Source organism: Streptomyces barringtoniae (genome assembly GCF_020819595.1).
Lineage (GTDB): Bacteria > Actinomycetota > Actinomycetes > Streptomycetales > Streptomycetaceae > Streptomyces > Streptomyces barringtoniae.
Genome location: NZ_JAJHNP010000006.1, coordinates 56,796 through 82,035 on the forward strand (window position 1 = coordinate 56,796; position 25,240 = coordinate 82,035).

The 25,240-nt window shown below is 71.9% G+C and carries 23 protein-coding genes; 18 read left to right on the plus strand and 5 right to left on the minus strand.

The window, feature by feature from the left end:
- Positions 1-1,650, plus strand: a complete 1,650-nt coding sequence (locus LMU33_RS11820; RefSeq protein ID WP_228619858.1) for an alpha/beta fold hydrolase — start codon at positions 1-3, stop codon at positions 1,648-1,650.
- Positions 1,651-1,720: 70 nt separating this feature from the next.
- On the opposite strand, the gene LMU33_RS11825 is transcribed toward LMU33_RS11820, so the two are convergent.
- Positions 1,721-2,035, minus strand: coding sequence for a hypothetical protein (locus LMU33_RS11825; RefSeq protein WP_228619860.1), 315 nt, complete (start codon positions 2,033-2,035; stop codon positions 1,721-1,723).
- Positions 2,036-2,306: 271 nt separating this feature from the next.
- Between LMU33_RS11825 and LMU33_RS11830 the strand changes: the two genes are divergently transcribed.
- The 6 genes from LMU33_RS11830 (at position 2,307) to LMU33_RS11855 (ending at position 5,573) form a co-directional block, all read left to right on the plus strand.
- Positions 2,307-2,669, plus strand: a complete 363-nt coding sequence (locus LMU33_RS11830) for a winged helix-turn-helix transcriptional regulator (RefSeq protein WP_228619861.1) — start codon at positions 2,307-2,309, stop codon at positions 2,667-2,669.
- A gap of 93 nt (positions 2,670-2,762) precedes the next feature.
- Positions 2,763-3,248 (plus strand): carboxymuconolactone decarboxylase family protein, encoded by a 486-nt coding sequence (locus LMU33_RS11835; protein WP_228619863.1) that lies wholly within the window; start codon positions 2,763-2,765, stop codon positions 3,246-3,248.
- On the plus strand, positions 3,241-3,411 hold the full coding sequence (locus LMU33_RS11840; protein ID WP_228619864.1) for a hypothetical protein: 171 nt from the start codon (positions 3,241-3,243) through the stop codon (positions 3,409-3,411). The genes LMU33_RS11835 and LMU33_RS11840 overlap by 8 nt, the downstream gene beginning before the upstream one ends.
- Positions 3,404-4,312, plus strand: coding sequence for a PhzF family phenazine biosynthesis protein (locus LMU33_RS11845; RefSeq protein WP_228619866.1), 909 nt, complete (start codon positions 3,404-3,406; stop codon positions 4,310-4,312). The genes LMU33_RS11840 and LMU33_RS11845 overlap by 8 nt, the downstream gene beginning before the upstream one ends.
- 25 nt (positions 4,313-4,337) lie before the next feature.
- Entirely contained in the window at positions 4,338-4,706 is a 369-nt protein-coding gene (locus LMU33_RS11850; protein ID WP_228619868.1) for an arsenate reductase family protein, read from the plus strand.
- Positions 4,707-4,826: 120 nt separating this feature from the next.
- A complete protein-coding gene (locus tag LMU33_RS11855) occupies positions 4,827-5,573 on the plus strand; it encodes an SCO2207 family protein (protein ID WP_228619869.1) in 747 nt (248 codons plus the stop codon).
- Positions 5,574-5,576: 3 nt separating this feature from the next.
- Here LMU33_RS11855 and LMU33_RS11860 read toward each other — a convergent pair whose 3' ends face one another.
- Entirely contained in the window at positions 5,577-6,446 is an 870-nt protein-coding gene (locus LMU33_RS11860; RefSeq protein WP_228619871.1) for an alpha/beta fold hydrolase, read from the minus strand.
- Between the two features lie 69 nt (positions 6,447-6,515).
- Between LMU33_RS11860 and LMU33_RS11865 the strand changes: the two genes are divergently transcribed.
- The 7 genes from LMU33_RS11865 (at position 6,516) to LMU33_RS11895 (ending at position 13,902) form a co-directional block, all read left to right on the plus strand.
- A complete protein-coding gene (locus tag LMU33_RS11865; RefSeq protein ID WP_228619873.1) occupies positions 6,516-6,992 on the plus strand; it encodes a MarR family winged helix-turn-helix transcriptional regulator in 477 nt (158 codons plus the stop codon).
- Between the two features lie 153 nt (positions 6,993-7,145).
- Complete coding sequence (gene glnII / locus LMU33_RS11870; protein ID WP_228619875.1) at positions 7,146-8,177, plus strand: glutamine synthetase; 1,032 nt, start codon at positions 7,146-7,148, stop codon at positions 8,175-8,177.
- Positions 8,178-8,558: 381 nt separating this feature from the next.
- On the plus strand, positions 8,559-9,131 hold the full coding sequence (locus LMU33_RS11875; protein ID WP_228619877.1) for a winged helix-turn-helix domain-containing protein: 573 nt from the start codon (positions 8,559-8,561) through the stop codon (positions 9,129-9,131).
- A 75-nt stretch (positions 9,132-9,206) separates the two neighbouring features.
- Positions 9,207-10,259 carry an NAD-dependent epimerase/dehydratase family protein gene (locus LMU33_RS11880; RefSeq protein ID WP_228619879.1) on the plus strand — a complete coding sequence of 351 codons (1,053 nt, stop codon included), beginning with the start codon at positions 9,207-9,209 and terminating at the stop codon, positions 10,257-10,259.
- 31 nt (positions 10,260-10,290) lie between these two features.
- Complete coding sequence (locus LMU33_RS11885) at positions 10,291-11,556, plus strand: sensor histidine kinase (protein WP_228619880.1); 1,266 nt, start codon at positions 10,291-10,293, stop codon at positions 11,554-11,556.
- Positions 11,541-12,194, plus strand: a complete 654-nt coding sequence (locus LMU33_RS11890; RefSeq protein WP_228619882.1) for a LuxR C-terminal-related transcriptional regulator — start codon at positions 11,541-11,543, stop codon at positions 12,192-12,194. The genes LMU33_RS11885 and LMU33_RS11890 overlap by 16 nt, the downstream gene beginning before the upstream one ends.
- A 136-nt stretch (positions 12,195-12,330) precedes the next feature.
- Positions 12,331-13,902 carry a DUF1996 domain-containing protein gene (locus LMU33_RS11895; RefSeq protein ID WP_228619884.1) on the plus strand — a complete coding sequence of 524 codons (1,572 nt, stop codon included), beginning with the start codon at positions 12,331-12,333 and terminating at the stop codon, positions 13,900-13,902.
- Between the two features lie 93 nt (positions 13,903-13,995).
- Here LMU33_RS11895 and LMU33_RS11900 read toward each other — a convergent pair whose 3' ends face one another.
- Positions 13,996-14,406: a hypothetical protein gene (locus tag LMU33_RS11900; protein ID WP_228619885.1), complete on the minus strand. Its 411-nt coding sequence runs from the start codon at positions 14,404-14,406 to the stop codon at positions 13,996-13,998.
- A 130-nt stretch (positions 14,407-14,536) separates the two neighbouring features.
- On the opposite strand from LMU33_RS11900, the gene LMU33_RS11905 reads away from it, so the two are divergent.
- From LMU33_RS11905 to LMU33_RS11920, 4 genes are all read left to right on the plus strand, one after another.
- On the plus strand, positions 14,537-16,453 hold the full coding sequence (locus tag LMU33_RS11905; RefSeq protein ID WP_228619887.1) for a hypothetical protein: 1,917 nt from the start codon (positions 14,537-14,539) through the stop codon (positions 16,451-16,453).
- Between the two features lie 104 nt (positions 16,454-16,557).
- Positions 16,558-17,436, plus strand: a complete 879-nt coding sequence (locus tag LMU33_RS11910) for a metal-dependent hydrolase (protein WP_228619888.1) — start codon at positions 16,558-16,560, stop codon at positions 17,434-17,436.
- Complete coding sequence (locus LMU33_RS11915) at positions 17,436-18,458, plus strand: PDR/VanB family oxidoreductase (protein WP_228619890.1); 1,023 nt, start codon at positions 17,436-17,438, stop codon at positions 18,456-18,458. Before LMU33_RS11910 ends, LMU33_RS11915 begins: the two co-directional genes overlap by 1 nt.
- Before the next feature lie 36 nt (positions 18,459-18,494).
- Positions 18,495-19,184 carry a TetR/AcrR family transcriptional regulator gene (locus LMU33_RS11920; protein ID WP_228619891.1) on the plus strand — a complete coding sequence of 230 codons (690 nt, stop codon included), beginning with the start codon at positions 18,495-18,497 and terminating at the stop codon, positions 19,182-19,184.
- Here the strand turns inward: LMU33_RS11920 and LMU33_RS11925 are convergent.
- Positions 19,181-19,549, minus strand: a complete 369-nt coding sequence (locus LMU33_RS11925) for a 5-carboxymethyl-2-hydroxymuconate Delta-isomerase (RefSeq protein WP_228619893.1) — start codon at positions 19,547-19,549, stop codon at positions 19,181-19,183. The two genes, LMU33_RS11920 and LMU33_RS11925, sit on opposite strands and share 4 nt — an antisense overlap.
- A 32-nt stretch (positions 19,550-19,581) precedes the next feature.
- Complete coding sequence (pulA, locus tag LMU33_RS11930) at positions 19,582-24,954, minus strand: pullulanase-type alpha-1,6-glucosidase (RefSeq protein ID WP_228619895.1); 5,373 nt, start codon at positions 24,952-24,954, stop codon at positions 19,582-19,584.
- Between the last annotated feature and the right edge of the window lie 286 nt (positions 24,955-25,240).

Genomic DNA, 25,240 nt, shown 5'->3' on the forward strand with positions numbered 1-25,240 from the left:
ATGAGCGAACTCTCCGCATTCACTTGTGACTTCGACGGCGAACGGCTCAGTGGTGTGGCCGCGGGTCCACCGGGCCGGGCCACGGCGGTGCTGCTGCACGGGGCGGGCAACGGCAGCAAGCAGCGCCTGCTGCCCCTGCTCACGGAGTTCGCCGGGCACGGCTGCCACGCCCTGGCGTTCGACTTCTCGGGCCACGGCGAGAGCACGGGCTCGCTCGCCGAACTGAGCCTGCGCCGACGCTTCGAGCAGGCGGTGGCGGTGCTCGACGCGCACGCACCGGCGGACGATCCGCTGGTTCTGGTCGGCTTCAGCATGAGCGGCCAGACGGTCGCCGATCTCGTACGGCACTACGGCCCACGGGTGGCGGCCGTCGGGCTGTGCTCGCCCGCCGTCTACGCCCCCGAGGCCTGGGACGTGCCGTTCGAGGACCGTCGGGGCCGGTTCAGCGAGATCATCCGCACGCCGGACGGCTGGCGGACCTCGCCCGCGCTGGAGGCGTTCCGGACGTACGGGGGCCGGGCGGTGCTCGCGGTCCCGGGCAGCGACGCGGTCATCCCGCCGGCCGTGACGGAGGCGGTGCAGGACGCTCTGTCCGCGCGGGCCCAGTACACCCGCTTCGAACTCCCCGAGGCGGGGCACCGGTTGGGACTGTGGTTCCGCGACCATGCCGAGGACCGGCGCGAGTTGGTGGCGGCGCTGGTGAGCGGGCTCGACGGAGAGCGGGGGTGGGCGGCGACCCGGGCCTGGACGGCCAAGCAGCTGCCCGCCGGCCGTACCGTCACGGACGCCCGGATGCTCCGGGGCGGCTGGTCGTCGCAGCTGCGCGGGCTCACCCTCGACAACGGGGAGGAGCTGGTACTGCGCACCTTCGTGAAGCCCTTCTTCCGGCGGCACGCGCCCGGGCTGCTGTCCCGGGAGGCCGCGGTCCTCGGGCTGCTCGCCGCCGAGGAGGGCGTCCCGGCCCCGGCCCTGATCGCGGTGGACGCCACGGCCGAGCACTGCGACCACCCCTCCCTGCTGATGACCGGGCTGCCGGGCCGGATCCTGGTGGACGAGGAGGACGGGCAGGGCGGCGCGGCGCTGGACCGGCGGCTCGATCTGCTGGCGGCCCAACTGGTCAGGATCCACGCGGTGGTTCCGCCGGAGCAACCCCGCGCCTACCAGGCGTGGACCCCACCCGAGAACGTGCGCACTCCGCCGGGGGAGCTGTGGGAACGCGCCGTGGACGTCATCCGCCGGGACCCGCCGCCGTACCGGGGGCGCTTTCTGCACCGGGACTACCACCCGGGGAACGTGCTCTTCACGGGCACGGGCGAGGACGTGCGGATCAGCGGGGTCGTGGACTGGGTGGAGACCTCCTGGGGTCCGGCCGACCTGGACGTGGCCCACTGCGCGACCGCGCTGGCCCTGCTGCACGGCCCGGAGCACGGGCTGGCCTTCCGGGACCGGTACGAGCGGCGGGGCGGCCACGGCCTCGCCGACGGCCGGGACCATCTGTACTGGCGGCTGCTGGACGCCCTCCACTACGCGTCCGGCGCGGAGAAACTGGCCGGACCGTGGCGCGGTCTCGGCCGTACGGACCTGACGCCCGAGGTGCTGGGCGTGCGCGTGGAGGGGTATGTGCGCGGACTGCTGGAGCGCTACGGCTGAGCGATCCCGCGGGACCTGCGGCGCCGGGCGCCCCCTCGCGGGGCGGGGCCCCCGGCGCCGGTCCCGGCCGTCAGCGGCTGTAGCGCATGAACGCCCGGACCATGTGGCAGGTGGTGTCGGACGGCGGGCGCATGCCGATCTCCTCCGCCTTGCTGCGGATCCTGTCGTCGCGGGCCTGGGCCGGCAGGTAGACGCCCGAGTCGAGCAGGGCTATGGCGAGGCGCATGGCCTTCAGGCGGCGGTTGTGGGTGACGTACCACTCGCGCGGCCGTCCGGCCGGCAGGGGCCGCTTCGCCACGGGCGCGTACGGCGAGTCGAACAGCACGGGGTGCTGGGCGGTGGACTGGGTGGGCAACGGCTTCGGCTTCAGGGCGGCAGCGGGCACGGGCATCCTCCTGTCGCGGTCAGGGCACCGGCCGGACAGCCCGGCGATGCCCTCGAACACTGCTTCCAGTCTACCGCCGGGCACTGACAACGACGGAGGCCGCGGGCCCGTCAAAGTGCCAGCTCAGCAAGGAAATTGCCGTCGCGTCACACCAGATTCCCAAGGGGCGGGTGGGTCTGCGTCAATTCGAACAGAGCCGTCGGGCGGAGGCGTCGGCGTCCGCGTGCTACGTTTTCGAAAACCGAAGCACCAGGCGGATTGAGCGGACGGCATGACGACACCCAGACCCGGCCGGCCGGTCCGGGGCTCGGCCACCGGCCGCCCCCTGATGGCGGCGCTCGACCTGTTCGGGCGGCGCTGGACCCTGCGCATCCTCTGGGAACTCCACGAGGGGCCCACCGGCTTCCGGGCGCTGCAGCAGCGCTGCGACGGCATGTCCTCCAGCGTGCTGCGCGGGCGGCTCCTCGAACTGACCGAGGCGGGGCTCGTGACCCAGCGGGACGGCACGGAGTACGCCCTCACCCCGCTCGGCACCGAGGCGTGCACCGCTTTGCGGCCGCTCGTGCGCTGGTCGGGCCGGTGGGCGGAAGCCCTCGCCGGAGACACGGACGAGCATCCGGACGCCGGCGACTGACACTCCCCGCCCGACGCTCGCCCTCCGGCGAGCCCTTGCGCTTCCGAAACCGAAGCGCGAAGATGATTCGGAAATCGAAGCAAGAGGTGTCGCGTGCCGCGCATCGAACCGCTCACCCCGCCCTACCCCGCCCCGATCGACCGGGCGCCGCGCCGCTGGATGCCGCCGGGCGTCGGGCATGAACCGATCGCCCTGTTCCGGGTGCTGCACCGTCACCCCGAGCCGGCCTCGCGGATGTTCGCGCCGGGCGCCGGACTGCTGGGCCACGGCCTGCTCCCCGCCCCCGACCGCGAGATCGTCATCGCCCGGGTCACCGCACGCGCCGACTGCGCCTACGAGTGGGGCGTACACGCCGCCTCCCTCGCCGAACAGGCCGGCCTGAGTCCGGAGCAGCTCCGGGCGACGACCCGGCCGGACCCCGCGGCCGGTGCCCCATGGCCACCGCGCCACCGGGCCCTGCTCGACGCGGTCGACGAGCTGCACGACACGGCCCACCTCTCGCACGCCGCCTACGGCCTGCCGCTGGAAGCGGAACCCCGGGCCACCGCGTTCCCGGCCGAAGGACACCCACATGCCTGACAACACCGTGCCGCACGTAACCGACCTGGACGACGCGACCCGACGGGCCGTTCCGGCCCCGGCCGGCCGGCACCGAACGACCAGCCAGCCGACCAACGGCCTGCCGCTGGAAGCAGAGCCCCGGGCCACCGCATTCCCGGCCGAAGGACACCCACATGCCTGACGACACCGTGCCGCGCGTGGCGATGGTGCACGCCTGCGTGCGGGACGGCATGGGCGGCAGCCCCACCGCAGTGCTGCCGGAAACCGGCCTGGACGACGCGACCCGACGGGCCGTTCCGGTTCTGGCGGGCACCTCCCACGCGGTCTTCGTCGCCACGCGTGACGTCGGCGCCGAGGGTCCCGAGGTGACCCTGCGGTTCTTCACCGCCACCGGGGAGCTGCCGGCCTGCGGCCACGGGACGGTTGCCGCGCTGGCCCATCTGGCCGAGCGGGCCGGAGGGCGCAAGTACCGGGCGACCCTCCGCACCCGGGAACGCGTCTTCACCGGCCGGGCCGTCCGCGACAACGGCAGGCTCACCGCGGAGTTCACCCTGGGCCCCGTCGGCCTGCGCGCACCGGAGCCGGGCGAACCGGAGCCCGTCCTCGACGCCCTGGGCCTCGCCGGGCGGACCCTGCCCGGTCCCGTCCGCGTGGCCTCGGTGGGACGGCCGCGGCTGCTCGTCCCGGTGGCCGCGCGGTCCGTTCTCGACTCGCTGGCCCCGGACTTCGACCGGCTGCGCGCGGCCTGCGACCGCGGCGGGCTGCTCGGCTGCTATGTGTACACACAGCCGACGGACCGCACAGGGCGCCTCGCGGCCCGTATGTTCGCGCCGTCGATCGGTGTGCCCGAGGACATCGCGAACGCCAACAGCACCGGCTGCCTCGCCGCCCACCTCGCCGGCACGCACCCGGCCGGCATCGCCGTCGACCTGGGCGACAGCCTCGGCTCCCCGTCCACCGTCACCGCCACCGCGGGACCCGCGTCCCGGAGCGCGTCCGCGCGGACGGTGAGCCTGGGCGGCGTCGCGATCGTGACGGGCACGGTCCGGCTCCCGGCGGGGACCGGCATCACCGGGCGGTAGCGGGCCCTGGCGTACCGTGTCCCGCATGGAAATCTGGATCAATCCGGCCTGCTCCAAGTGCCGCAGCGCCATCAGCCTGCTCGACGCCGAGGGAGCCGAGTACACCGTCCGCCGCTATCTGGAGGACGTGCCCAGCGCGGACGAGATCAGGGCCGTGCTGGAGCGGCTGAACCTCGAACCGTGGGACATCACCCGCACGGCGGAGGCCGAGGCCAAGGAGCTGGGGCTCAAGGATTGGGCGCGGGACGAGACTTCCCGGGACCGCTGGATCACCGCGCTCGCCGAGCACCCGAAGCTCATCCAGCGGCCGATCATCACCGCCGACGACGGAACGGCCCTGGTGGCCCGCTCCGAGGACGCGGTACGCGAGGCCCTGTCGCACAACAAGAGCTGAGCCGACGCCCAACTGTCCTGTGACGCAGCCCACTTCACTTACTCCTGCAACCGCTGAGTAACCTCGTTCGGTATCTCGTACATAGCGGCGTACGCTCCCCTACCTCTTCAGGAGGCGCGCATGTCGCGCAGGAGAACTCTCGGCACGAAGAAGAAGATCGCTCTGCTCGTCAGCGCCGCGGCGGTGGCGGGCGGCGGGGCCTTTGCACTGGCGACCACGTCCAACGCCGCCCAGCCCGCGCACAACGCGAAGACGCTGTCCGCCGGGGACTCGACGGTGTGCCAGGGGCTGGCCACGGCCCACGGCAACAACGACCGGTTCATCGCGGACCAGAAGGCTCATCCGGACGCGCAGTCGGCAGCCCGGATCGCCAACCGTGAGGCGGTCATCAAACAGATCGAGGTCCAGCAGAAGGCGGCCGGTTGCACGGTTGGGGAGTCGGCTCAGGGCTCCCAGACCGGACAGCAGGCGCAGAACGGCCAGCAGGGCGCGGGGCAGCAGGCCGGACAGCAGGGCGCCGGGCAGCAGGCCGGCCAGCAGGGCGCCGGGCAGCAGAGCGCGCAGCCCTCGCAGTCCGCCGCCGGGGGGAACAACGGCGGTGGCGCCGCCGCGGCTTCCGGTCAGCAGGTCTGCAACGGCTCCACGGTCACGCTCTCCGGTGAGGCCGGCGCCCCGGCCGCGTCCAGCAACCAGTTCCCGGCGGGTACGACCCTGAAGGTGACCAACCTGGACAACAACAAGTCCACGACGGTGAAGGTCACCTCCGTCTCGGGAAGCTGTGTGCTGCTCAACAACGCGGCCTTCGAACAGGTCCGGGAGCCCGGCAAGTTCCTCATCCGGCACGCCCGGATCGAGAAGGTGGGGTGAGGTTCAGGGACCGGACAGGAATGCGGTGAGGCGGCCGGCCAGGGCGGCGGGTGCCGCCTGCGGCAGCGCGTGGTGCGAGAGGCCCGGCAGTACGCCCGTCTCCACGTGCGGCAGCAGTGCAGTCGCCCCGGCAGCCACCTCGCGGGGGTCATGGGTCCTGCTGTTCGCGGCCACGAGCAGCAGGGTCCGGGCCTCCAGGGCCCGCAGCGCGTCCGGTGCCGGGCGCGGGCCGGTCACCGGCTTCGCCGCCGGGAAGCCGGCCGCCGCCTCCTGGAGGGCGAGCCAGTCCGGGTCCGGGGGTGCCCCTCCCCCGGTCTCCCACTCCAGGAAGGCGCGGGCCCGGCGGGGCGTGGGCCGCAGCAGCATCGGCAGGGCGTGCAGCAGATACGCCGCCTTGAACCCGGCGAAGCACTGGGTCGGGTCCAGGAGGAACAGGCGGCGTGTCCGGGCCGGGGCGTGCACGGCGTAGTGGAGGGCGATCCAGCCGCCGTACGAGTGCCCGCCCAGGTCGGCCGAGGCGGCGCCCAGGCCGTCCAGGACCGCGTCCAGCCAGAGCGTCAGGTCGGCGACCGCACGGGGGTGGCGGTCGCCGGCCGGGGCGCTCGGGCCCGGGGCGCCGATCACGTCGACCGCGTGCACCCGGCGTACCCGGGCCAGCTCCGCGACCTGGGCGTACCAGGAGACGGAGGTGGCCCCGCCACCGCCCGGGAGCAGGACCAGCGGGGGCGCGTCGCGGGGGCCGCAGGTGTTGACGCGGGTGTCCCCGAAGGGCGTGGCGACGGTCAGTGCCTCCCGCTCGGCGGGCCATTTCGCCAGGACCTTGTCGTACGCAACCCGGAAGGCCTCGCTGTCGTATCCGGTGTCTCCGGCCACGGAACCGCCCCCTATTATCTCGTTCGGCAAGATACTCGTCGAGCGAGATGATAACCGGGGAGGCCCCGCGTGCAGTCCGAGCTGGAGACCATCCATCTGCTGCGTACCGTCGCCGTCGAACTCGGCCTGCACAGCGGCCGGTTCGCGCAGCGGAACGGCATGCATCCGACGGACGTACGCGCCCTGATCGCACTCATGGACGCGCGGCGCGCGGGCGATGAGCTGACCGCCGGGCGGCTCGGGGCCGCGCTCGGGCTCAACTCGGCGGGCACGACGGCGCTGCTGGACCGGCTGGAGCGGGCGGGGCAGGTACGGCGGACTCGCGGGCAGAGCGATCGACGCAAGGTCGTCGTGGAGGTGACGGACAGCGCCGTGGAACTCGGCTGGGCGTTCTTCGGGCCGCTGATCGAGCGGTCGCAGGAGTTGCTGCGCGGCTACGACGACCATCAGCGGGCCGCGATCCGGGACTTCCTCGACGGGGTGCGGCAGGCCGCCGCGGAAGGCGCCCATACCCCGCCCACCGGCACCTCACAACGTGAGTCGTGACACAGAACGACCAGGTAACACGGGGTTCACACAAGGGCAATGGACGGGAAACCGCCTGTTGACAGGCTGCCCGGCAGTTCGAGCGGCGCCCCAGTGCCGCAGCGCCGCAGCACCCGCACCGAGTGCGCCCGACCCTCTAAGGATGTGGCCCCCGTGACCTTCAAGGCTGAGTACATCTGGATCGACGGCACCGCGCCGACGGCCAAGCTCCGTTCCAAGACGAAGGTCATCACGGGTACCCCGGCCGGTCTCGACGCGCTGCCGATCTGGGGCTTCGACGGCTCCTCGACCAACCAGGCCGAGGGCCACTCCTCGGACCGCGTGCTCAAGCCGGTCTTCACCTGCCCGGACCCGATCCGCGGCGGCGACGACATCCTGGTGCTGTGTGAGGTCCTCGACATCGACTTGACCCCGCACCGGTCCAACACGCGTGCCGCGCTGGCCGAGGTCGCCGAGCGCTTCGCCGCGCAGGAGCCGGTCTTCGGCATCGAGCAGGAGTACACCTTCTTCGACGGCTCCCGCCCGCTGGGCTTCCCCGAGGGCGGCTTCCCGGCCCCGCAGGGCGGCTACTACTGCGGTGTCGGCGCCGACGAGATCTTCGGCCGCGAGATCGTCGAGGCCCACTTGGACAACTGCCTGAAGGCGGGTCTCGCCATCTCGGGCATCAACGCCGAGGTCATGCCCGGCCAGTGGGAGTTCCAGGTCGGCCCGGTCTCCCCGCTGGAGGTCTCCGACCAGCTGTGGGTGGCCCGCTGGCTGCTGTACCGCACCGCCGAGGACTTCGGCATCTCCGCGACCCTCGACCCCAAGCCGGTCAAGGGCGACTGGAACGGCGCGGGCGCGCACACCAACTTCTCCACCAAGGCCATGCGCGAGGGCTACGACGCGATCATCACCGCGTGCGAGTCGCTCGGCGAGGGCTCCAAGCCGCTGGACCACGTCAAGAACTACGGCGCCGGCATCGACGAGCGCCTGACGGGTCTGCACGAGACCGCCCCGTGGGACAAGTACTCCTACGGCGTCTCCGACCGCGGCGCCTCGGTCCGTATCCCGTGGCAGGTGGAGAAGGACGGCAAGGGCTACATCGAGGACCGCCGTCCGAACGCCAACGTCGACCCGTACGTGGTGACCCGCCTGCTGGTGGATACCTGCTGCACCGCGCTGGAGAAGGCCGGCCAGGTCTGATCCGTCCCGCTTCCGACAGGGGCGCCCACCGTCGTGGTGGGCGCCCCTGCTGCGTATCGTGCGGCCCATTGTCCGGATGGCGAGACGACATTTCACGCAGGGGTCCTACCCGGCGCCCGCGTCTGCTTCAATGGGCCCATGGCCAGCTTCCAGAAGTACACCGCGACGGGTCGCCATGACCTCGAGCCCTTCTGGCCTTCCCGTCAGCACCACGACTTCGACCGGGTGTGTTGCCGCGCGGTGAACGCGCGGGCCCTCTAAAGCCGTAACCCCCGGCCTTCGGCCAGCGCGGAACGACGTACGTCCCCCGGCGCGCCCCGACCACGAATCGCGGCCGTCGCCTCGACCGACGAACCTCTCGCGCGAAAGAGCTGACCTCTCATGGCGACCACTCGTTCTCTCTCCCCCGCCCCCACCGCCCCCGCCCGGCACCGGCTGCGCGCCGTCGACCGGGACGAGGTGGTCGACGTCGCGGACCTCCTGCCACCGGGTGCCACCTGGCTGCCCGCGCCGCAGCACACCCTGCCGACCCTGCCCGGACAGCCGCCGATGGTCGGCTACCTGGTGCTGGTCCCGGCCGACCAGCACCCGCCGTTCCTGCCGGTAGCGGTGCCGGACCAGCCGGAGACGGCCGCCGAGGCGGACGGCCGGGCGGGCGGCGAGCCGCTGGTGCGGATCGACCCCGTGCGGCGCACCGCCCGCGTCGAGGGCCGTGAACTCGACCTGACCTACCTGGAGTTCGAACTGCTCGCGCACCTGGTGGCCCATCCGCACCGGGTGCACACCCGCGACCAGCTGGTCACCACGGTGTGGGGCTACGGCCACGTCGGGGACGGCCGCACCGTCGACGTGCACATCGCCCGGCTGCGCCGCAAGCTGGGCGCCCAGCACCGCCAGGCGATCCAGACGGTGCGCCGGGTCGGCTACAAGTACACCCCGCCGACCGGCCGCTGACCGGGGCTGGACGAGCGGCTCTGCCCTCGGCAGAGTCCCCTGCCGCCACTCGCCCGGAGCGGGCACGATCCCGGTATGAGACTTCTGGTGCTGGGCGGTACGGAGTTCGTGGGGCGGGCGGTCGCCCAGGCGGCGCTGGGGCGCGGCTGGGAGGTGACCGTCTTCCACCGGGGGCGGCACCAACCCCCGCCCGGGGTGCGGTCGTTGCAGGGCGACCGCACCGCCCCGGACGGCCTGGCCGCGCTCGCCGCCGGTGCCGGTTCCTGGGACGCCGTGGTCGACACCTGGTCGGCCGAGCCGCGTGCCGTGCTCGCGGCGGCACGGCTGCTGCGGGGCCGTGTCGCGCGGTACGTGTACGTCTCCAGCCGGTCGGTGTACGCCTGGCCCTGGCCGAGCCTCGGCGGGGCCGCCGAGGCTGGGGCGCCGGTCGAGGGCGCCGCCGCCGACGCGGGGCCGACCGACTACCCGCGCGACAAGCGGGGCGGTGAACTGGCCGCCGTCGAGGCCTTCGGCGAGCGGGACTCGCTGCTGGTGCGGGCGGGGCTGATCCTCGGGCCGTACGAGAACGTGGGCCGGCTGCCCTGGTGGCTGACCCGGATCGCCCGCGGCGGCCCGGTGCTGGCCCCCGGGCCGCGCGAGCTGCCGGTGCAGTTCATCGACGCCCGCGATCTGGCCGGCTGGATCCTCGGCGCGGTGCAACAGTCGCTGAGCGGGCCGTACGACCTGATCGGCCCGCCCGGGCACAGCACCATGGGCGAGCTGCTCGACCTGTGTGTCCGGGTCACCGGCGCGGACGCCGAGCTGCGCTGGACCGATCCGCAGGCGATCCTGGCCGCCGGGATCGAACCGTGGACCGGGCTGCCGGTGTGGGTGCCGCCGGGCACCGAGCTGTACGACTGCGTGCACCGCACCGACGTGTCACGGGCGCTGGCGACCGGTCTGGTGTGCCGGCCGGCCGCACAGACCATGGCGGACACCTGGCGCTGGCTGACGGCGACCGGCGGCGAGGCGCCGATGCGGCCCGACCGGACGGCCCCGGGCGTCGATCCGGAGGTGGAGGCGAAGGTGCTGGCCGGGGGCGGGGGTGTACCTGGCACCACCCCCGAAGAGGCGACTTCGGACGACTGACGCGGGCAGGGCCGTCGGCAAGACTGACGGCATGAACACCGACACCGAAAGCGACGACTTCCGCACCCGGGCCCGCAGCGCGGTACTGGCCGCCGTACAGGGGCTGACGCTGGCCGTGGCCGTGCTGCCCTGCGGTGTGGCGTTCCTCGTCCTGACCCTCGTCTCCGTCGCGCTCATCCCGGTCGGTGTCGGGCTCGTCACGACCCCGGCCGTCCTGACCGGCGTACGGGCCCTCGCGGACGCCCGCAGGAAGCTCGCGGCGGAGTGGTGCGGGGTGCGGATCCCGGTGGCGTACCGGCCGCCGCCCCGCAGTGCCAACCCCTGGACGCGCACCTTCGCCCTGCTCCGGGACCCGCAGGTCCGGCGGGACGTGCGGTGGCTGCCGGTGGACATGACCGCGGGGTTCGTCACCGCACTGCTTCCGGCCCTGCTGCTGTTCTACCCGTTCGAGGGGTTCGCGGTGGCGGCCGGGCTGTGGCGGGTGACGGACGGGCCGTACTGGTACCTCTTCGTGCCGGTCGGCGGCCCCCTGACGGCGCTGGCCGCCGCCGTGCCGGCCGCCGGGCTCCTGGTCCTCGCCTTCCGCCACACCCCTCGTCTGATGCGTCTCCACTTCCGGCTCACCCGGGCCGTCCTCGGCCCGGCCGACGGCGAACTCGCCGAACGGGTCCGGGTGTTGACCGAGACCCGGCGGGACGCCGTGGACACCTCCGCCGCCGAACTGCGGCGCATCGAGCGCGACCTCCACGACGGGGCGCAGGCCCGGCTGGTCGCCATGGGCATGGACCTCGGCACCATCGAGATGCTGGTGGAACACGACCCGGCCCGGGCGAAGAAGCTGCTGGCCCAGGCCCGCCGGAACTCCGCCGAGGCCCTGGAGGAACTGCGCGACCTGGTGCGCGGCATCCACCCGCCGGTCCTCGCCGAACGCGGACTCGGCGACGCCGTGAGGGCGCTGGCGCTGCGGCTGCCGCTGCCGGCCGAGGTGACCGTGGAGCTGCCCCGCCGGGCGGACGCGCCGGTGGAGTCCGCGGCCTACTTCGCGGTCAGCGAGGTGCTCACCAACGCCGCCAAGCACTCCGGCGCCGACCGGGTCTGGGTCGACGTGCACCATGCCGACGGCCGGCTGCGGATCACGGTCACCGACAACGGCAGGGGCGGCGCGGCGGTCGGCGCCGGGTCGGGTCTCGCCGGGGTCGAACGCCGGCTCGGTACATTCGACGGCGTCCTGGCCGTCAGCAGCCCCGTCGGCGGCCCCACCCTGGTGACCATGGAGATCCCGTGCGCGTTGTCCTAGCCGAAGACCTCTTCCTGCTGCGCGACGGGCTGGTGCGGATGCTGGAGGCCTTCGGCTTCGAGATCGCGGCCGCCGTCGAGTCCGGCCCCGAACTCTCCCGGGCGCTCGCCGAGCTGGACGCGGACGTCGCCGTGGTCGACGTACGGCTGCCGCCCACGCACACCGACGAGGGCCTGCAGTGCGCGCTCGCGGCCCGCAGGGCCCGGCCCGGGCTGCCGGTGCTGGTCCTCTCGCAGCACGTGGAGCAGCTGTACGCGCGCGAGCTGCTCGCCGACGGCAACGGCGGGATCGGGTATCTGCTGAAGGACCGGGTCTTCGACGCCGAGCAGTTCGTCGACGCCGTACGACGGGTAGCGGCCGGCGGTACGGCGATGGACCCGCAGGTGATCCAGCAGCTGCTGTCCCGCCGGGCCGGAGACGACCGGCCGCTCGCGGGCCTCACCCCGCGCGAGCTGGAGGTGCTGGAGCTGATGGCGCAGGGCCGGTCGAACGCGGGCATCGCGGCCCAGCTGGTGGTGACCGAACGGGCCGTCGCCAAACACACCTCCAACATCTTCGCCAAGCTGGGCCTGGAGGTGTCGGACGACGACAACCGGCGCGTGCTGGCCGTCCTCGCCCATCTGGACCGGGACCGCTGACCAGCCAACTCCCCTGTTTCTGCGAGGAATTTGTGAGACCGGTGAACACCTCTGGGGCGGCGTCCGTATGGAAGGGCGCCGCTTCACTCCTGTCGGGCGCCTCGATGCTGCCCCGCAAGGAAGTCAGAGGAGTTCCATGGGACGCAACACACGAAAACGCCGTACGCCGCTGGCCACCAAGGCCATAGCCGCATCGGCGGCCCTAGCGCTCGGTGGGGGCGGGCTGATCTGGGCGAACTTCTACGCCTCTGCGCACGAGTCGCACAACCAGTCGTGGGGAGGCAACCAGACGAAGGCCGCCACGGCGCAGGTCGCGACGATCTCCTGTCCGGATGTCCAGCAGAAGCTGACGAACGTGCCCTGGCGGGCCCGCCAGGGCGTGGCGATGGAGCTGTCGAACCTCGACAAGCAGATCACCGAGGCCTACACCCGGCTCGCCTCCACGCGTGACGCGCAGGCCAAGGATCCGAGCTTCGTGCAGAACGCGATCGTCGGTCCGCTCAAGGAGAAGCGGGCGGCGACGATCGACCGGATCCGGATCGACATCCAGCGCGTCGGCGGCAGCTTCAACAACGCCCTGTCGCAGCTCGCCGCCTGCACCACGCAGTCCGCCAACCAGACCACCGCCGGGGGGAACGGCGATGGCCAGCAGCAGAACACCGGCGGTCAGCAACAGCAGGGCGGTCAGCAACAGCAAGGCGGTCAGCAACAGCAAGGCGGCCAGCAGCAGGGAGGTCAGCAGCAGCAAGGCGGCCAGCAGCAGGGCAACAACGGTGGCCAGGGCGGTGACGGACCCGCCGCGGCGGACTTCGTGGACATCACCAAGGTCGCACCGAACGTCCAGGGCAAGCCGAACCAGACCCCCAACGCCTCGACGGGCACGTTCACCACCCGCTGCGGTGTGAACGCGAACCAGAACCACAACAGCGACAACGTGATCGTCGCGCCCGGCGTGACCAACGGCGCCCACCACGTGCACGACTACGTGGGCAACCAGAAGGTCAACGCGTTCTCCAGCAACCAGACGTTCCTGCAGGGCGGCACCAGCTGCCAGAACCGCAACGACCTGTCGGCGTACTACTGGCCGGTCATCCGCGAGCAGGACGGCACCCAGGAGAAGGACGCGAACGCGGACGGCGGTGGCAAGGACCTCAACGTCGGCAAGATCCTGGTCCCCCAGCAGGCCCAGATCAAGTACGTGGGCAGCCCGGCCAGCAAGGTCGTCGCGATGCCGCAGTTCCTGCGGATCATCACCGGTGACGCCAAGGCCTTCGTCAACGGCCCGGCCAACGCCAACGCCCACTGGAGCTGCACCGGCTTCGAGAACAGGGTGCAGCTGACCGACAAGTACCCGATCTGCCCGCAGGGCAGCCAGGTGGTGCGCTCGTTCGCCTTCCAGAGCTGCTGGGACGGCCAGAACATCGACAGCGCCAACCACCGCACCCACGTGGCCTTCGCGGATCCGGGGAGCGGTGTCTGCCCGAACGGCTTCAAGGCGATCCCGCAGCTGACGATGCGCCTGGTCTACAACGTGCCGCAGCCCGTCATCCAGGCGGACGGCACGGTGAAGAACGCCTACGCGGTCGACGGCTTCCCGGAGGAGCTGCACAAGCCGATCACCGACCACGACGACTTCATCAGCGTCACGACCGGCGGCCTGGCGAACCGGATCGCCAACTGCATCAACGGCGGCCGGAAATGCGCATGACCGCCTGACACGGGCCACACAGCGAGGCCGGTGACGGACCCCCCTCCCGTCACCGGCCTTTCCCGTGCGCGCCCCCCGCTGGATACGGCCGGCTCAGCCGCCGTGCGCGGAGTGGCCCGAGTGGCCGGCATGGTCGGTGCCCATCTCCACGTCCCCGCCGAGGGTGCCGCGCAGCGCCTTGACGACCCCGTCGTCGCCGACGGCGACCCATTTGCGGCCGACGAGGTAGTAACCGCCGTAGTCCTTGGCGTCGTTGATCCACTCGCGCTGGCCGCGGTCGGTGGCGAAGGTGGCGAAGACGAACCTGCCGTCGGGGTTCTTGCAGATGGCCTGACGGACCTCGTCGGAGTCGATCTGCATGTTCGGTGCGCACTTCACCTCGGCGGCCAGGCTCTCCAGGCTGCCGGTCGCGGTGGGCGGGACCGCCTTGGTGTCCCCGCCCGAACCGCAGCCCGCCAGCGCCAGTACGGCCGCGGCGGCCGGCAGCAGTCGTGTCACCCTCATCTGTTCCTCCGGTCCTGTGGGCCAAGCATGCCTCGGCTCCTACGGATACGGCTCCGGGCCGCCGTGCGCTCAATTCCCGGAATCACCCATCCGGTGGTGACCAACCAACGCCTCGCTCGTTCTCCATGACGTGCAGTCACAGGATGTAGCCCAGCGTCACGCACCCACCTCCGAGAACAACGGACCGGTCGATGTCGAGCAGGCGGAGGCCGCGCTCGTCGAGCACTATCCACGGCTGGTCCGGATCGCCTATCTGGTGCTGCCGCCCGGCCTCGGCCGCAGCCGCCGGGTGCTGACCGCACACGCGCTCGTCCAGCGCGCCCTGCCCAGAGGCCGCAAGCAGCAGGCCGTGATCCCGGCCCCGGCGTCCGGGCGCGAGGGCGACCCCGGGTACGCCTTCCTGCGCGAGCGCGTCCTGGTGGGGGCGCTGGAGGCGGCCCGGCCCCGCAAGGGCCTGCCCCGGCTCGCCCAGCTGCCGCCGCCGCTGCCCCAGGTGTGGGGCCTGAGGCTGTTCCCGCGCTCGGGCGGCGCCGACGAACTCGCCCTGGACCAGCGCCTGTCCACGCTGTCCGGCCCGGCCCGCGCCGCGTACGTGCTGCGCGGTCTGGAGAACCTGCCCGACGCCGAGATCCGGGAGCTGCTCACCGCCGCCGGGGCGGACGACGCGGGCGGCGCGCTGGCCTCGGCGAACGGCGTGCCCACCCAGCCCGCGCTGCTCTCCTCCCCCGAGTTCGACCCGTGTCTGCTGCAGGCCCGGCCCACCGATCTGATGCGCCGCCGCCAGCACACCAAGGCCGCCCTCGCCGCCGTCGCGGCGCTCGCGGTGTGCGGGGCGCTGGTCGGCCTGCCCTCGGGCGGCTGGGGCCCGGACGGCGCCGCCGCGCCCGCCTACGCCCAGAACCCGGCCGCCGAGGCCGCCCTCGACCCCGCCCGGCTGATCCAGGTCTCCCCCGTCGACTGGAAGACCGCCGCCCGCACCGACTTCTCGGTGTGGCCCGCGCGCGGGCCGCTCACCGGCGACACGGCCCTGCTGCGCCGCGCACTCGCGGTGTGGGCCCGCCCCGGCGCGACGGTCCGGGTCTCGGCGACCCCCGGCACCCAGACCGGCGGCCCGGCCGGCCCGCCCCAGCTGCTGTACGCGGGCCAGGTCGCGGACGCCCACGTGGTGATCTTCTACGACGGCCTGCGCATCGCCCGCTACGCCGAGCCGGCCGGCGGCACCCAGGGCGCGGCGCTCGACCTCGCCCGGGTCGACGGCGCGACCGGCGCCGAGGCGAGCGCCCTGCTGCTGGGCCGCTCCGACGGCAACGCCCAGTACCTGATCGCGCCCTGGGTGAAGAAGGTGGCCTCCCGGGACCTGATGAAGCCGGACTCGGACCCGACCCCGCTGGCCGTCACCCACGGCGTCACCGCGCCGCTGGCCAGCCCCGCGCTGCAGCCCGGCAAGTGCGCCTCCTGGACCGTGCTCCAGCTGACCTCCGCCTCCGGCACCGCGCTCGCCACCGACCTGGGCGAGCTGGTACCGGCCCACCTGACCGCGGGCCGGCCCGGCTCGGCCGGCGAGGCGTCCGGGGCGGCCGGGCTGCGGGCGTGGGCGCCGTTCGCCTGCGCGCTGGACGCCGAGCGCTCCGGCGGGGTGCGCACCGTCAACGCCTGGTCGTTCGCCGACCAGCCGCTGCCCGACGGCAGCGGGGCGGCCTCGTGGATGTGCGCCAGGGCCGAGACGTGGCGCGGCGACGGTACGGGCTCGCTGGCCCTGTTCGGCCTGCCGGGCCATCCGGCCGGGGCGGTCGCCGCCAGGGGCACGGACGCGCGGTCCTGCGGTCCGCGCGATCCCCATGTGCTCGCCGGGGTGCTGTGGAAGTCCGCGGCCGGCCACTGGTACCTGCTGGCGGCGGGCGACAAGGACACGGCGTCGATCCAGGCGGGCGGCGCGGTCACCGCGGCCGGTCAGGGGCAGTTCCTGGTGGCCCGGGCCAAGAAGGGCGCCCAGGCCTCGCTGAAGGGCACGCTGGTGGACGGCACCGAGGTCGGCGGGTTGCAGTAGGGCGGTTGCGGCAGCTCTACACCGGCGGCCCTTTATTGACACCGGCGTAAACAAGCACTGCCGGAGGGGTTCTCAGTGAGCCTACCCATCAGTACATTGACGCCATGTCTAACACGCAGGCCCGGGTGCCGCTCAAGGCACGCAAGGTGTCCTTCTCCTGGGACGGCACGCCGCTGCACTGGGTGCCGGAGGATCCGTTCACCACGCACACCATCAACGTGCTGCACCTGCTGCTGCCCGCCGGTGAGCGGTGGTTCGTGCACGTGTACAAGCAGGTGCTGCCGTACATCCGCGACGAGCGGCTCCGCGAGGACGTGATCGGGTTCATCGGCCAGGAGGCCATGCACTCCCAGGCCCACGACGAGGTGCTGCCGCACCTGCGCGAGCAGGGCCTCGACCCGACGCCGTACACCGCACAGGTCGACTGGTTCTTCGAGAAGCTGCTCGGCGACCGGACGCTGCCGCCGGGCAGGGCGCGCCGGTGGTGGCTGATGGAGCGGGTCGCGCTCATCGCGGCCATCGAGCACTACACCGCGTTCCTCGGCAACTGGGTGCTCAACGCCGATGAACTGGACCGGCGCGGCGCCGACCCGACCATGCTGGACCTGCTGCGCTGGCACGGCGCCGAGGAGGTCGAGCACCGCTCCGTCGCCTTCGAGCTGTTCATGCACGTCGACGGCAGCTACCGCCGGCGCGTACGCACCTGGGCCACGGCCTTCTCGGCGCTGGTGTTCCTGTGGCAGCGCGGGGCGCGGTTCTTCATGGAGAACGACCCGACCCTCATCGACGGCAAGGCCTCCTTCAAGGACTTCCACGTCCGCGGCAGGCGGGGCCTGCTGCCCACGGCCGGGGACATGCTCAGGTCCATCCCCCGCTATCTGAGCCGCGACTACCACCCCTCGCAGGAAGGCGACACCGAGCAGGCCGTCGCCTATCTGGCCGCCTCCCCGGCGGCCACGGCGGCGGAGAAGAGGGCCGCCTGATGCCGAGGCTGCGTACTGTCGCGCTCGTCGCGGGCGCCGCCCTGCTGGCCCGGGGCGCTCTGCGCCGCCGGATCCAGGTCTCGCCGCTGTGGCCGATGCCCGCGCTGGAGGAGCCCACGTCGGGCCGGCCGCGCTCGCGTGCGCTGCGGCTGCTGGTGACCTCTCGCGAGACGGTGGCCGAGGGAGTCGTCCGACTCCGCCTGGAGGGGCGGGACCTGCCGCGCTGGGAGCCCGGAGCCCATCTCGACCTCGTCCTGCCGTCGGGGCTGGTCCGGCAGTACTCGTTGTGCGGGGACCCCGAGGACACCTCCTCGTACACGGTCGCGACCCGGCTGGTCGAGGACGGGCGGGGCGGCTCGCGCGAGGTGCACGAGCAGGTCACGGAGGGCACGGAACTCGAGGTGCGGGGGCCGCGGAACCGCTTCCCGCTGGTCGAGGCGGAGTCGTACGTCTTCGTCGCCGGCGGTATCGGGATCACGCCGCTGCTGCCGATGCTGCGGTCCCTGCCGGAGCACGCCGAGTGGCGGCTGCTGTACGCGGGACGCGACCGGGCCTCGATGCCCTTCCTCGAGGAGGTCGAGAAGCTGGGCCGGGACCGGGTGACCGTCGTGGAGGGAAGGCCCGACCTCGACGCCCTCGAGGTGAGAGAGGGGGCCGCCGTCTACTGCTGCGGCCCCGAGGGACTCATGGCGTCCGTCGCGGCACGCTTCCCGGACGTCCGTCTCGAACGGTTCGCGGCCCGTACGCCGGCCGGGGGCACCAGCGACTTCCAGGTCGAACTTCGGCGCAGCGGACGGACGTTGACCGTTCCCGCCGACTCCACCGTGCTGGCCGCCGTACGCCGGGAACTGCCGGACACCGCCTACTCCTGCGAGCAGGGTTTCTGCGGGACCTGCCAACAGCGGGTGCTGGAAGGGGAGATCGACCACCGGGACGAGCTGCTGACGGACGAGGAGCGCGCCGACTCGATGCTGATCTGTGTCTCGCGGGCCCGAAGCGATCGTCTGGTGCTCGACATGTGATCACCTGCGCCCGAACCCGATCGGTAAGGTGTGCGCATGAGTACCGGGGTTCGCCGCAGGATGGGCGTCGAGGAGCGGCGGCAGCAGCTGATCGGCGTCGCCCTCGACCTGTTCAGCCGACGCTCGCCCGACGAGGTCTCCATCGACGAGATAGCGTCGGCCGCGGGCATCTCGCGCCCGCTGGTGTATCACTACTTCCCCGGCAAACTCAGCCTGTACGAGGCCGCGTTGAAGCGTGCCTCGCAGGATCTCGCGGGCCGTTTCGCCGAGCCGCACGAGGGCCCGCTCGGCGCCCGGCTGCTGCGTGTGATGCGCCGCTACTTCGACTTCGTGGACGAACACGGCCCCGGCTTCTCGGCACTGATGCGCGGCGGCCCGGCGGTCGGATCGTCCGCGACCAACGCGCTCATCGACTCGGTACGCCAGGCCGCCTACGAGCACATGCTCGCGCACCTCGGCGTCGCCGAGGCACCCGCGCGCCTCGAACTGGTCGTGCGCTCCTGGATCTCGCTCGCCGAGTCGACGGCGCTGATCTGGCTGGACGGCCGGCGCATTCCGCGCGGCGAGCTGGAGCTGCAGCTCGTGCACGACTTCGCCGCGCTGGCGGCGGTGAGCGCGGCCTACGACGAGGACATGGCCGCCCTGCTGCGCACCATGGTCAAGGACGAGCCGGCCGACGGGCCCTTCGCGGAGCTCGTCGGCCGGCTGATCTCCCTGGCTCCCTAGCGGTCGAACTTCCGGTACGACGGATCCAGGTCGCGGATCTCGGCGGAGGCGTGCAGGGTGACGCCGTCCAGCGGCGTCACGTGCTTGCGGAGCAGCTCCAGCACCGCCTCCGTCAGCCTGGCCTTCGTCTCCTCGCTGCGGCCGGCGAGGAGCCCGATGGTCACATGCACGATGGCGTGCCGCTGGTTCTGGTCGCCATCGGGAGCCTCGTAGCCGAACGCGCTGTACAACGCGCACCGGAACAGCGTCTTGCAGGACTCCGGCCTGGCCCCCGCGATCTCGACGGTCGTCTCGTGCAGCTCCCGCACGAAGGCGTCCGGGAAGTCCTCGACACCGGCCGAGTGGTCGACGGTGATCTGCGGCATGGGCACTCCTGTTCTACGACGACGGTCCGACCCTACTTCGCCGCCCGGGTGAACACGGCCACGGTCCGCGCCGGGACGGTGAAGGTGCCCGAGCCGGCCGCGTAGGAGGAGGTCTTCACCACCGGGTCGGCGCCGGAGGCCTGCACCGGGTGCAGCCGGTACTGCGTGCCGGCGAGAGCGCCGATCTTCTGCTCCTGCCGCTGCGGGGTGGCGTTGAAGACGACGACCAGGTCACCGAGCTTCATCGTGATCACACCCGGCGTCTCGTCCGTGCCGGACAGCGGGAAGGACAGCTCGTCCTGCACCTGCGTGCCCGTACCGAGCGAGAACGCCTTCTCGGTCGTACGGATCCTCAGCATGTCCTGGTAGGCGGCGGAGGTGCCGGTGATCTGCGGGCAGCCAACCTGCACGCCGGTCAGCAGCGGCCTGGCGTAGTCCCACTTGGACTGGTTGTCGGCCGCCATGGGCAGCCCGCGCCCGAAGCCGTTGCCGTCGGCGCAGTTCCAGTGGATGGCGTTGAACCAGTCGCCGCTGTCGAAGGAGTTGCGGTCCAGCGACTTCGAGCGCAGCAGGTCGGTGCCGGCCTGGGAGAGGGACGGCCCCTGCGAGAGGGCGGCCGTGGCCATCGCCAGGACCTGCATCCGGGCCCGGTCGGCGGCGCTCGTCGAGGCCGGCAGCTTGTAGGTCAGGGCGTCGAACAGCGACTCGTTGTCGTGCGCGTCCACGTAGGCGAGGGCGTCGCCGGGTGCGTCCGCGTAACCCGCGGGCGAGCCGTTGTAGTCGACCTCCGCTCCGGTGACCTCCTTGCCGCTGGTGTCCGTGAAGTGGTACTTCGCGAGGTTTCCGGTCAGCCCGACCTTGATCAGGTCCTGGTAGTGCAGCAGCCGGGCCTTCTGCTCGGCCGGAGTGCCGTTGGCCGCCGATCCGTTGGGGTCGGTGTACAGCCCGGAGGCGAAGCCCTGGACGCCGGGGTCGGAGTCGAAGGGGCTGCCGCCGCGTACGGCGTCACGGGCGCGGTCGGAGAAGGTGGCGATGCCGGTGCCGGCCATGTTCGCCTGCGTGGCCTGCACGAACCGGGCATCGTTCGCGACCTCGCCGAAGTTCCAGCCCTCGCCGTACAGGATGATCTTCTTGCCGTCGACGCCGTCCTTCTGCGGGGTCAGCGCGTCCAGGGCCTTCCTGACCGCGAGGATGTTGGCCTTCGGGTGGTGGCCCATGAGGTCGAAACGGAACCCGTCGACCTTGTACTCCTTGGCCCAGGTGACGATCGAGTCCACGACCAGCTTGCCCATCATCGCGTTCTCGGGCGCGGTGTTGGCGCAGCAGGTGCTGTTGGCCACCGAACCGTCGGCGAGCAGCCGCTGGTAGTAGCCGGGCACGATTCTGTCCAGCACGCTGGTGTCGGCCTGGCCGCTGGCCGCCGTGTGGTTGTAGACGACGTCCATGACGACCCTGAGGCCGTCCCCGTTCAGCGCCTGCACCATCCTGCGGAACTGGACCGTACGGGCGGTGCCGTCCGGGTCGGTGGCGTACGAGCCCTCGGGGACCGTGAAGTGGTACGGGTCGTAGCCCCAGTTGTAGGCGTCCTTCGCGGCGGTCTTCGCCACGCACGCCTGCTGCTGGTCGGAGTCGGCCGGGTAGGAGGCCAGGTCGCAGTCGGGACTCGCCTGGTCGGCCTTCTTCTCCGGGACGGTGGCGAAGTCGAACGCGGGCAGCAGGTGGACGTACGACGTGCCGGACTTCGCCAGCTCCTTCAGGTGCTTGGAGCCGTCGGTGTTCTTGTCGGTGAAGGCCAGGTAGGTGCCCTGGTCCTGGGCCGGGACGGTCCTGTCGGCGACCGAGAAGTCCCGGATGTGCAGCTCCTGGATCTGCGCGTCCCTCAGCGGTACGGCCTTGGGCTTGCGCAGGCCCGACCAGCCGCTCGGGGCGAGGCTCTTGTCGTTCAGGTCGACGACGAGGCTGCGCTCGGAGTTCGCGGTGAGGGCGACCGAGTAGGGGTCGGTGACCTTGTTGGTGACCATCTTGCGGACGCTGGGCGCCCAGACCTTGACGACGTACCGGTAGGGCTTGCCCTTCCAGGACGCCGGGCCGGTGACGGACCAGACGCCGGTGGTGTCGTCGCGGTGCATGGCGTGGGTCGAGCCGTCCAGTTCCAGCGCGACGCTCTGCGCGGTCGGCGCCCACACGGACAGAGTCGGCTTGCCGTCGTGGAAGACCGGGCCGAGGGCAGCCTTGGTGGCGGCGGGGTACAGGTCGTCCAGCACGCCCGCGATCTGCACACCGGTCGCGGCCAGGACGGCGCCGTTGGCGGCACGCTGCGAGGCGACGATCTGGCCCTTCAGCGCCGCGCGCACGCGGTCCCGGTCGCGCGGGTCGACGGACCAGGCGGTGTAGTCCTTCAGATGCGGGAACCTCGCCTTCTGGGCGTCGGTCAGCGTGGTCTTCTCCAGCCGGATCCAGCGCTCGTCGTCGCTGGTCAGCGCCCCGTCCTTGACGGCGATCGAGCCGTCCGGGGAATACAGCAGCTGGGTGGAGGCGGCGCCGTCCACGCCGTTCCAGGCGACCGTGTCCCGGTCGATCCAGATCGCCTTGGACGTGCTCAGGTCGAGGGCGGCCGCGCTGCCCGCCGGCTGCGGCAGCAGGTACTTCTCCTGGCCGTTCAACAGCCACACCTCGTAGCCGCCCGCCTTGAGGTCCAGTGACTGGTCGGCGGGCAGGTCCTTGTCGTCGCCCTTGTGGATGATGTAGCTGAGGCTGGTGGCACCCGCGGTGAGCGGCACCTCGAAGACCGCGCCATAGGCATCAGTCTTCACCGGCTTCAGCGGGTTCGACCAGTCGGTGGGGTTCGCGGCACCCGTCCAGACGTGCAGGCCCCAGCCGTCGTAGTCGCCGTCGGCGCGGTGGTAGTGGATGACCGCCTTGGTCTTGTCCTGCGCCGGATAGCCGGGCTGCTGGGTCAGTACGTCCGTCTTCCCCTGCTCGACCCAGACCTCACCCGTCCTGGTGACATCGATGCTCCGGTCGGCGGAGACGTCCTTGTTGCCGTCCTTGTCGATGACCAGGAAGCCGACGCTGGAGGCGCCGGGCCTGAGCTTGACCCAGGCGAAGGCGCCGTAGGCGTCCCGGCCGGTGAACGGGTGGCTGGCGGGCCAGTTCGTGGCCTCGCCGTCGGCGATGTCGCCCCAGGCGTACAGGCCCCAGTTGCCGTAGTCGCCGTCGGTGCGCTTGTAGTGGACGATCACGTAGTCGCGGGAGGAGGCCGTGGGGACCTCGGGCGCGGGCGGGGTGCCGGAGGTGCTGCTCGCCGTGGCGCTCGCGGTGTGCCCGGCCGAGTCGATCACGACGGCCTTGTAGCGCAGCGCGGTCCCGGCGGGCACGTCCTTGCCGAGGGTCTGGGTGACCTTGTACGGGGCGTGGTCGGCGGAGCCGAGCACCTGCCACCTGGCGTTTGCGACCTGTGCGGCGAAGACGACCCGGTTCAGGCGACCGCCGTCGACGTCTGCGCCGACCTCCACCGTGCCGGTGGCTCCGGCGGCCGGGGGCCTGAGGCTGATCGTCGGCTCGGCGGCGGGCTCGGCGAGGGTGCCGGCGGCCTTGTAGACCACGGCGGACTCGGCCGGGACGGTGACACTGACCTTGCCGTCGCCGTCGGACGTCATGGAGCCGGTGGCGCCGTAGATGCCCCGGTACGCCATGGCGGCGGAACCGGTCGCGAAGGTCGCCGTCTGCGCCGAGCCGGCGTTGTTGAGGGCGACGACGTAGTCCTGCCCGGTCTTCGCGTCCGTACGGGTGAAGGCGTAGACGCCTGCGCCGTCGGCCGCGTAGCGCTGGGTCTGGACTCCGTCGGTCAGGGCCGGGTTGGCCTTGCGGAGCGCGGAGAGCGCGGCGATCTGCTTGTACAGCGGTGCGCCCGTGTCGTAGGAGTCGCTCGCGTGGGTGCGGTCGGTGCCGATCTCGTCGTCGTCCAGGTAGTCGGCGACCTTGGAGGCGAACATGGTCTGGCGGGCGTCCTTGTCGCCGCCGGAGCCGGTGAAGCCCTGCTCGTCGCCGTAGTAGACGACCGGGTTGCCGCGGCTGAGGAACATCAGCTCGTTGGCGAGCTCGTCCTTCTTCAGGATCTCGGCGTCGGTGGCCTTCGGGTTGTCCTGCTTCAGGAAGTACCCGATGCGGCCCATGTCGTGGTTGCCGAGGAAGGTGACCTGCTCGTACGCGTTGGACTTGTCGGTCGTGTACTTGTAGTCGTCGCCGAAGACGCCCGCCAGCTTCTGGGCACTCGCGCCCTGGGAGGCGTAGGAGCGGGCCGCGTCCTGGAAGGGGAAGTCGAGGGTGGCGTCGAGGCGGCCCTGGGTGACGTACGGGGACGTGATGTTCGTGTCGGCGGAGTAGACCTCGCCGAACATGAAGAAGTTCTTCCGCCCGTGCGCCGCCGCGTAGTTGTCGAGTGCGGTCGCCCACTGGGTCCAGAACGGCATGTCGACGTGCTTGACGGTGTCGATCCGGAAGCCGTCGACGGCGAAGTCCTTCACCCACCGCTCGTAGATCTTCTCCATGCCGTGGACGACCTCGGGACGCTCGGTCCACAGGTCGTCCAGGCCGGAGAAGTCGCCGTAGGCCGCGGACTCGCCGGCGAAGGTCGAGTCGCCCCGGTTGTGGTACATCGTCGGGTCGTTGAGCCAGGCCGGGACCTTGGACCGGCTGGTGACCTGCGGGGTGTACGGGAAGGAGCCGGTGCCGACGGCCGGGAACCTCTTGCCTCCGTCGGCGTAGTCGGCGTCGTCGAAGGGGCGGCCGTCCTTGGTCAGGTACGGGAAGGCGCCCTTGGACAGGTAGTCCGAGGACTTCTCCTTGTAGTCCACGACGTCGGCGGTGTGGTTGGTGATGACGTCGAAGAAGACCTTCATGCCCTTGGCGTGCGCCTTGGAGATGAGGGTCTGGAGGTCCTTGTTGGTGCCGAAGTGCGGGTCGACCTGGGTGAAGTCGGTGATCCAGTAGCCGTGGTAGCCGGCGGAGGCGTTGCTGCCCGTGCCCTGTACGGGACGGTTCTTGAAGATGGGGGCCATCCAGATGGCGGTGGTGCCGAGGCCCTTGATGTAGTCCAGCTTCTTGGTCAGGCCCTTGAGGTCGCCGCCCTGGTAGAAGCCCTTGTCGGTGGGGTCGTAGCCGGTGCTGAGCCGGGAGCCGGTCAGTCCGCCCTTGTCGTTGGAGGTGTCCCCGTTGGCGAAACGGTCCGGCATGACGAAGTAGAACTGCTCGCGGGTGTCGTCGTGCCGGGCGGGTACGGCGGCGAGCTTCGCGTCCGAGGGAGGCGCGGGCGGGGTGGCCGCCTGCGCGGCCAGTGGCTGGATCAGGGCGGCGGCGAGGGCCACGGCGGTGACGGCCGCGGCCCGTTTCGCTCTCGGTATCACAGGCGGTAACTCCTAGCGGATGCGGCTCTTTTGGATCCCTTGGGTCCGACCCCGCGCGACCGTATCGCCGTCGAAAGGTTTACAGCAAGAGTCTTGAAACCCATAGCAAGAAGTTTCAGCGTCAACCTTGACGTGCCCTTCTCAACTCCCTCACTCTCACGGGTTGTTAAACGCTGCCCCTTCTCTCGGAGCCGCACATGAGCTCACCTACGCGAGCAAACTGAAGTCGGCGTGCCAGGGCAGCGCCTCCGACCTGTCCTCGATCGAGGGCGGCGGCGTCCTGCCC

Bases quoted from the DNA above. Each gene is read 5' to 3' on its own strand.
- LMU33_RS11820 (WP_228619858.1), top strand. From the start codon at position 1: ATGAGCGAACTCTCCGCATTCACTTGTGACTTCGACGGCGAACGGCTC.
- LMU33_RS11830 (WP_228619861.1), top strand. From the start codon at position 2,307: ATGACGACACCCAGACCCGGCCGGCCGGTCCGGGGCTCGGCCACCGGC.
- LMU33_RS11840 (WP_228619864.1), top strand. From the start codon at position 3,241: ATGCCTGACAACACCGTGCCGCACGTAACCGACCTGGACGACGCGACC.
- LMU33_RS11845 (WP_228619866.1), top strand. From the start codon at position 3,404: ATGCCTGACGACACCGTGCCGCGCGTGGCGATGGTGCACGCCTGCGTG.
- LMU33_RS11850 (WP_228619868.1), top strand. From the start codon at position 4,338: ATGGAAATCTGGATCAATCCGGCCTGCTCCAAGTGCCGCAGCGCCATC.
- LMU33_RS11855 (WP_228619869.1), top strand. From the start codon at position 4,827: ATGTCGCGCAGGAGAACTCTCGGCACGAAGAAGAAGATCGCTCTGCTC.
- LMU33_RS11875 (WP_228619877.1), top strand. From the start codon at position 8,559: ATGGCGACCACTCGTTCTCTCTCCCCCGCCCCCACCGCCCCCGCCCGG.
- LMU33_RS11880 (WP_228619879.1), top strand. From the start codon at position 9,207: ATGAGACTTCTGGTGCTGGGCGGTACGGAGTTCGTGGGGCGGGCGGTC.
- LMU33_RS11885 (WP_228619880.1), top strand. From the start codon at position 10,291: ATGAACACCGACACCGAAAGCGACGACTTCCGCACCCGGGCCCGCAGC.
- LMU33_RS11895 (WP_228619884.1), top strand. From the start codon at position 12,331: ATGGGACGCAACACACGAAAACGCCGTACGCCGCTGGCCACCAAGGCC.
- LMU33_RS11900 (WP_228619885.1), bottom strand. From the start codon at position 14,406: ATGAGGGTGACACGACTGCTGCCGGCCGCCGCGGCCGTACTGGCGCTG.
- LMU33_RS11910 (WP_228619888.1), top strand. From the start codon at position 16,558: ATGTCTAACACGCAGGCCCGGGTGCCGCTCAAGGCACGCAAGGTGTCC.
- LMU33_RS11915 (WP_228619890.1), top strand. From the start codon at position 17,436: ATGCCGAGGCTGCGTACTGTCGCGCTCGTCGCGGGCGCCGCCCTGCTG.
- LMU33_RS11920 (WP_228619891.1), top strand. From the start codon at position 18,495: ATGAGTACCGGGGTTCGCCGCAGGATGGGCGTCGAGGAGCGGCGGCAG.
- LMU33_RS11925 (WP_228619893.1), bottom strand. From the start codon at position 19,549: ATGCCGCAGATCACCGTCGACCACTCGGCCGGTGTCGAGGACTTCCCG.